Raw genomic sequence first — 6,126 nt, forward strand, 5'->3', positions numbered from 1 at the left:
GACTTTTTGACTAACAACTTAGGGTGCTTCTCAATGATTACTCATTTATGCCGACGTTTCATTAAAGCAGAAAAAAATTCCGGTTTGTTTAAACCTATCGAAGCAAAAATCTGAGGCACTCTTTCCCAACTATTTTCCTGTTCGATGCTTTGTACAATCAGTTCAAATCCTTTTTCCTTGTCAGCAGGGACTCCCCACCCATTAATGTAACAGAGGCCATGCAATCGTTTGGCTTCAATGTGACCTGTTTTTTCAGCGGCATGAAGGTAAGCATGAGCCTCTTCATAAAGTTGATTCATCTGACGTTCATTACTGGAACTGGCAAAAGTTTCCTCTTGTTGTAATCGATCCCTGAATTTTGCTTCATCCAGTAATGTTCTACCGAGTTCATATTGCGCATTCACATCTTCCAGGCCAGCAGCAGCACGTAAGCAAGCAATAACCATATCAGCAGCAAAAGGATAAGACTTGTGTCCAACCAACGAACCATACATTTCCGCTAAATGGTGATAATAACTTATTTCTTTGACAATGATTTCATCCGGAGGCTGATTATGAATACGATTTTGCTGCATCGCTTTGATTTTTTTAGTTAATTTCTTAATTTTAAAACGTTTTAAAAACATACCAGCTCCTTATCAAGGATTAGGAGACGCAATTAACCATTCAAGCGCCGTAACCGCCACTAATACCAAAATAATAAGTAAAAATATCTTCAAACCAAATCCGAACGATTCCTGTAGATCGCGCTTTATTTCTTCTCTGTGTTTTTGTGGTTCAGGGGCAGGAACAATACCATTAATTTGATTATCAATGTAATTAGAAGCCCAGCGTGAAATAAAACCACAAATTATGGCCGGGATAAAAAAAACAAGAAAAATTAGCCAGGATGCACCGGAATCAGTAAAATTATAATACTCCTTTAGCCATTCCCGCCATGACAGAACAAAGTCAGGTATATCATACCTCCAATTCCATAAAAGATAGGGTAAAATATAAAGTCCAAACGCCAACAGGGTCAAGCTTAATAACAGACAAAGAAGACCAATAACAAAAAGTTTACTGTTCTGCTCATATCGATCATGTTCCATAATTTACCCGACATTTGGAAGGCTGCCAATATTCGTTGCCAACACTAAAACATCGCAAAAGCAACACTCATCTTTATACAACATAGCAGAAGCAAACTATCTTGCCAAGTCCGGGCTTTGTGCCATCCCTGCTTTAAATCGTCATAGATTATGTGTAATGGGTTACCAGTGGCAGAGAATCCATTAATCGATTAGAATCTTGAAGATCAACCATTCAATGAATAAGGTTAATGAATGAAACGGTATGTTTTCATGATTTCAGATGGTACGGGCATTACTGCTGAAAACCTCGGAAATAGCCTCATCACCCAATTTGAGAATATTCAGTTTGAAAAACTGACAATACCTTACATTGATACTATAGAAAAAGCAGAAAAAGCAGTCGATCGTATTAATGCCTGCCACGAGGAAACAGGAATTCAACCGCTCATTTTCATGACTTTAATTAATCCTGAAATCGTACATACCATTAAACAGGCAAAGGCGCGCATTTTTGATCTCTTTAATACTTTTTTGGGACCTCTTGAGCATGAACTCAATGTCAAGTCCTCTTATACCGTGGGGCGCACTCATGGAGTGGCTAACCTTCAATCCTATGCTCATCGTATTGAAGCTGTCGATTATGCTTTAGCGCATGATGATGGCATTAAAACTCAGGGCTATGAAAAGGCGGACATCATCTTAATTGGCGTATCGCGTTGTGGTAAAACACCCAGTTGTTTATATATGGCACTTCATTTCGGAGTACTTGCAGCCAACTATCCCTTTACTGAAGATGACTTAACGTTTTCTCACTTACCCGATGTGTTAAAACCTTATAAAAATAAATTATTTGGTTTAACAATCGATGCCGAACGTTTGCAGCAAATACGCACAGAACGTCGGCCTCACAGTAAATATGCGTCCTCAGAGCAATGTCGTTTGGAAGTCTCTGAAATTGAAGCCATGTATAAAAGAGAAAATATTCCTTATCTGAATTCCACTCGCTACTCTATCGAGGAAATTGCAACAAAAGTATTAACGACAGCAGGAATCAAACGAAAATTTTAGGAGAAAATACCCATGGATGCCAGTCATAGTGGTTATACGGCAAGAGAACAGCTTAAAAACTGGCAGCAACAACTTCAAGAGAGGCTTCTGCCCGACAACTCCAACCTCATGCATACCTTCCAGTACTATTTTTCAGGACAACCCGAATTTATACAACAATTAAGACTGTTTGCCGAACAAGTAGCGACACAATTAGAACCCGTAGTTATGGAAAACAACCTTGATGCCAACCTTCCTAAAGTGGAACATTATAACTCCATTGGTGAGCGTCACGACCAAGTTATTCATCATCCTTCCTATGTGACTGCGGGAAATATTATTTATGGCTCTGGTCTGATGCATTTTTTGCTTAAACCAGGTCAAATGATAAAAACTTTAAGTTTATTTCTCTTATCTTCACATGCAGGCGAAGCGGGTCATAATTGTCCTATTGCCTGCTCAGCGGGCCTTATCCGTGTTTTAAAAAACTACTCATCATTAGCAGAAACAGACTTCTACCTGGATAAACTAACAACCCCCTCTTTTAGCGATAATTATACAGGCGCACAGTTTTTAACCGAAATTCAGGGAGGCTCTGATGTAGGTGCCAATACCACCCAAGCCTGTCAGGATGAACAGAAAAACTGGCGGATTACCGGTGAGAAATGGTTTTGTTCCAATGCAAATGCCGAGTTATTTCTTTCTACCGCCCGATATGATCAACAACGCTCAGGAACCGCAGGATTAGGACTTTTTTTGATTCCGAACCAACTTCCCAACGGAAAACCTAACCACTTTAAATTAAGACGTTTAAAACAAAAAATGGGTACTCGCTCCATGGCCACTGCGGAAATCAATTTTGAAAACGCTTACGCTTATCTTATGGGCGAAGTTCAGCAGGGTATTCATATCGTCATGGAAAATGTATTGCATTTATCCAGAATTTTTAACGCATTTTCTGTATTGGGAATGGCGCGACGTGCTCAACAAATTGCTTATTATTATGCATGTAATCGCTCTGCCTTTCATCATACAATTATTGATTATCCTTTAGTAAAAGAAGCATTAGCCTTAATTAAAGCAGAAAATACCGCCCTGTTAGCCAGCGTTTTTGATATGGTAAGTCGTCAGGATGACTTAGATGCTCTCCCGCCTGAAGAACAATCAAAGGAACAACAACTTTTAATAAGAACACTGGTGAATCTGAATAAATATTTTACAGCGAAACGATCAGTAGAAAACATTCATCACTGCATTGATATTCTGGCTGGTAATGGCGTCATAGAAAATTTTTCCTCTCTTCCTCGGTTATTGCGAGATTGTATTATCTGTGAAAATTGGGAGGGCACGCACTTTACTTTATGGATGCAAACCCTACGAGATATAGAAAAGTTTCAGGTAGATAAGCTATTTCTTATCTATTTGGAAACTTTATATAATAAAATCGCAGATGATTTCGCTGATAAATTATTCTTGAAAGAAAAAATAGACGAATTAGCGTTAAAAATTAAAAATCTGGCAACCTTTGAACAGGCAGTAAAGACCCTGCAAATCAGATCGATTATTGAGGAAATGGCGGTGTTGTATGCAACGCTTGCATTAGCCCTTGAAATTCAACACGAATCGCCCTCAAACAAAAAAGCAGGGTATACTCTTTTTATTAAAAAGTATTTATATCAAGATTATCAGCTTGACACTAATTATTTAGCTTTATTAGAAGCTGTCTTAAATGAAAGATAGCTCCATGTGATGATCTCTTCCAATTAGCCTTAAGTTTTGCTTGACACCCGCAAAGCCACGGTACGTAGGCATCATTAAAAGTTAAGTAAACTTAAGGCTAATTGAAGAATGATCTGGGCAATAGCTCACGTGAGGTACGTCGCCAAGGTTCCTTTAGTTCTCATAGTAACCATACGTGTAGGTGTACACGGAATAGGTAATTAAGAAGTATACCACGTCAATGTCTTCCCGCGCAGGCGTTGAGTAATCCTCTCATTTTTTTGTTTAATTTATTTGAAATTATTTTAACCCCTATGATTTTATTTTTGTCATCCCCCGCGAAGGCGGGGGATCTGTCTTTCAACCCCCATCTTCCGCAGTAACTTTTTAAATTAAATTCTTCCTAAAAGATTGACACAGATCACGGATTTTGATCATATACTCCCTTTTGGAAGGAAGTAATGAACGCCTCAAAAACAGTCTTTATGACAAGGATGTATCCTCTTTTTACCAAGAGCTAGCCTATAAAGTTGTCAAACATCCAGGTTTACCTTGCTGCAGTCTGAATTTAGATGCAACCAGCTTTCATGTAGACGGAGAATACCATCAGGATATTGATGCCCAAACTATTCATTTAACACAAGGATATAGTCAAGATCACCGACCTGATTTAAATCAGGTAGTGCTTAATTTAATTACGGAAAATAAAGCGGGTATCCCATTATACATGAAGGCATGAAGTGGAAACACGCAAGATGTGCAAGGCTTCAAAGAGATAGTCAAAGAGCACATTAAAAGCCTTAAAGCGGCATATAAGAACACTTATTTTATTGGCGATGCAGCCCTTTACACTGAAGAGATTTTGACTGGTTTTCTTGCTACATCCTTGAATTTAACAGCACAAGCCAAAGACACTAAGGGATTATTTATTATTGCGACCAACGACTGCTCAGAAGCGTTATCCATGCAGTTTATCCTTGATGAATATAAATCACAGCAGGCTGTAGAACGTGGATTTCGATTTCTAAAAAGCCCTGATTTCTTAACCTCTTCATTCTTCTTGAAAAAGCCTGAGCGCATAGAAGCTTTGCTTATGATCATGACCTCCTCTTGTCTCATGATTTATGCCAGTGTTGAACACCAAATCAGAAAAGTCTTGCAGGAAAACAATGCTTCCTTTCCTGACATGAAGAAAAAACCAACTAACAAACCTACTGCAAAATGGGTTTTCTTTTGCTTTCAAGGCATCTCGGTCTTAACCATAATGGTACCCATCAAGTTGTTACTAATATGATGGATAGACAGAGAACATTACTGGACTGCTTTGGTACATTATATTGGGAGTTTTATTCCTAATTTTGCTGCGGAATGTGGGAATGAAGAAACTATTTCGGGCTCTTTGGTCATTAAGAAATCAATAAAAATGGAACTGTGTGAAAATCCACCTTAAATTTTATAAGATCAAGATGCAGTTCTAAAAAATAGTAACTTTATGAACTATTATCAAAAAACGTAATTTTTAGATGGGTTTTCGCAATTTTGAAAAAGGGACGAGAATTTAAAAGAGTTTAAATCCCGTTTTAACCTATTTTCCAACTGCTCTTAGTTTAAGGTCGTTTTATGATACTTTCTCTAAGCGTACATTTTCCACCATTGGACTCCAAGCCCCCATAAACAATTAACAAATATTATCCGGGTCGATTTGACGAAAGTACGGCAATGCCGTATCATGAGAGTATGAATAAGTTTGAATGGGATGATAATAAACAAAAGATCAATATCGAAAAGCACGGTATTGATTTTGTCGATGCTGTTGCGATTTTCAGTGATATCAATCGCATTGAAAAAACGATTATGCATGAGTCAGGGGAAGAACGTCATTTTACTCTAGGTATGGTTAATGGGGTCGTTCTCTTGGTTGTTTATACTCTAAGATATAAGTCCATAAGACTGATTTCAGCGCGGAGGGCGAGTAAAAATGAAAGAAAATATTACAAAGACCACATCTAAAGGCAAAACTGACTGGGAAAAAGTAAAATCCATGAGTGAGGAAGAAATAGCCCTTAATGCAAGTGAGGATAGCGATGCTCCTTTTCTGACGGATGCTGAGCTTTCCGGTTTTAAACGGGTAACTCCTACTCCTAGCATTGATGTTAAGAAAATCCGTAAAAACTTACACATGAGCCAAAAAGATTTTTCACAGTATTTTGGCTTTAACCTCAAAACATTACGTGATTGGGAGCAACACCGTAGAGAACCAAGTGGCGCAGCTAAAAACTTACTAAAA

General features: G+C 38.2%; 5 protein-coding genes and 2 pseudogenes. 5 read left to right on the forward strand and 2 right to left on the reverse strand.

Annotated features, from left to right (window positions below; all coding sequences use genetic code 11):
- Window positions 1-41: 41 nt before the first annotated feature.
- Complete coding sequence (locus T345_RS0105720; protein WP_028388499.1) at window positions 42-626, reverse strand: SEL1-like repeat protein; 585 nt, start codon at window positions 624-626, stop codon at window positions 42-44.
- Window positions 627-638: 12 nt separating this feature from the next.
- A complete protein-coding gene (locus T345_RS0105725; RefSeq protein ID WP_028388500.1) occupies window positions 639-1,091 on the reverse strand; it encodes a hypothetical protein in 453 nt (150 codons plus the stop codon).
- Window positions 1,092-1,325: 234 nt separating this feature from the next.
- Between T345_RS0105725 and ppsR the strand changes: the two genes are divergently transcribed.
- The 5 genes and pseudogenes from ppsR to T345_RS13685 form a co-directional block, all read left to right on the forward strand.
- Window positions 1,326-2,141 (forward strand): posphoenolpyruvate synthetase regulatory kinase/phosphorylase PpsR, encoded by an 816-nt coding sequence (gene ppsR, locus T345_RS0105730; protein WP_028388501.1) that lies wholly within the window; start codon window positions 1,326-1,328, stop codon window positions 2,139-2,141.
- Between the two features lie 12 nt (window positions 2,142-2,153).
- The gene (locus T345_RS0105735; RefSeq protein WP_028388502.1) at window positions 2,154-3,860 is read left to right on the forward strand and encodes an acyl-CoA dehydrogenase family protein; all 1,707 of its coding nucleotides are present in this window, start codon (window positions 2,154-2,156) and stop codon (window positions 3,858-3,860) included.
- A gap of 646 nt (window positions 3,861-4,506) precedes the next feature.
- Window positions 4,507-5,195: pseudogene (locus T345_RS15395) on the forward strand (IS1634 family transposase); the annotation flags it as partial.
- 381 nt (window positions 5,196-5,576) lie between these two features.
- On the forward strand, window positions 5,577-5,849 hold the full coding sequence (locus T345_RS0105750; protein ID WP_051555155.1) for a BrnT family toxin: 273 nt from the start codon (window positions 5,577-5,579) through the stop codon (window positions 5,847-5,849).
- A pseudogene (locus T345_RS13685) lies at window positions 5,818-6,126 on the forward strand (transcriptional regulator); the annotation flags it as partial. The gene T345_RS0105750 and the pseudogene T345_RS13685, both read left to right, overlap by 32 nt.

It is taken from the genome of Legionella fairfieldensis ATCC 49588, assembly GCF_000621525.1.
GTDB classification, from domain to species: Bacteria; Pseudomonadota; Gammaproteobacteria; order Legionellales; family Legionellaceae; genus Tatlockia; species Tatlockia fairfieldensis.

Excerpts from the sequence above, each read along its gene's own strand:
- ppsR (WP_028388501.1), top strand. The coding sequence starts at position 1,326 with ATGAAACGGTATGTTTTCATGATTTCAGATGGTACGGGCATTACTGCT.
- T345_RS0105725 (WP_028388500.1), bottom strand. The coding sequence starts at position 1,091 with ATGGAACATGATCGATATGAGCAGAACAGTAAACTTTTTGTTATTGGT.
- T345_RS0105720 (WP_028388499.1), bottom strand. The coding sequence starts at position 626 with ATGTTTTTAAAACGTTTTAAAATTAAGAAATTAACTAAAAAAATCAAA.
- T345_RS0105750 (WP_051555155.1), top strand. The coding sequence starts at position 5,577 with ATGAATAAGTTTGAATGGGATGATAATAAACAAAAGATCAATATCGAA.
- T345_RS0105735 (WP_028388502.1), top strand. The coding sequence starts at position 2,154 with ATGGATGCCAGTCATAGTGGTTATACGGCAAGAGAACAGCTTAAAAAC.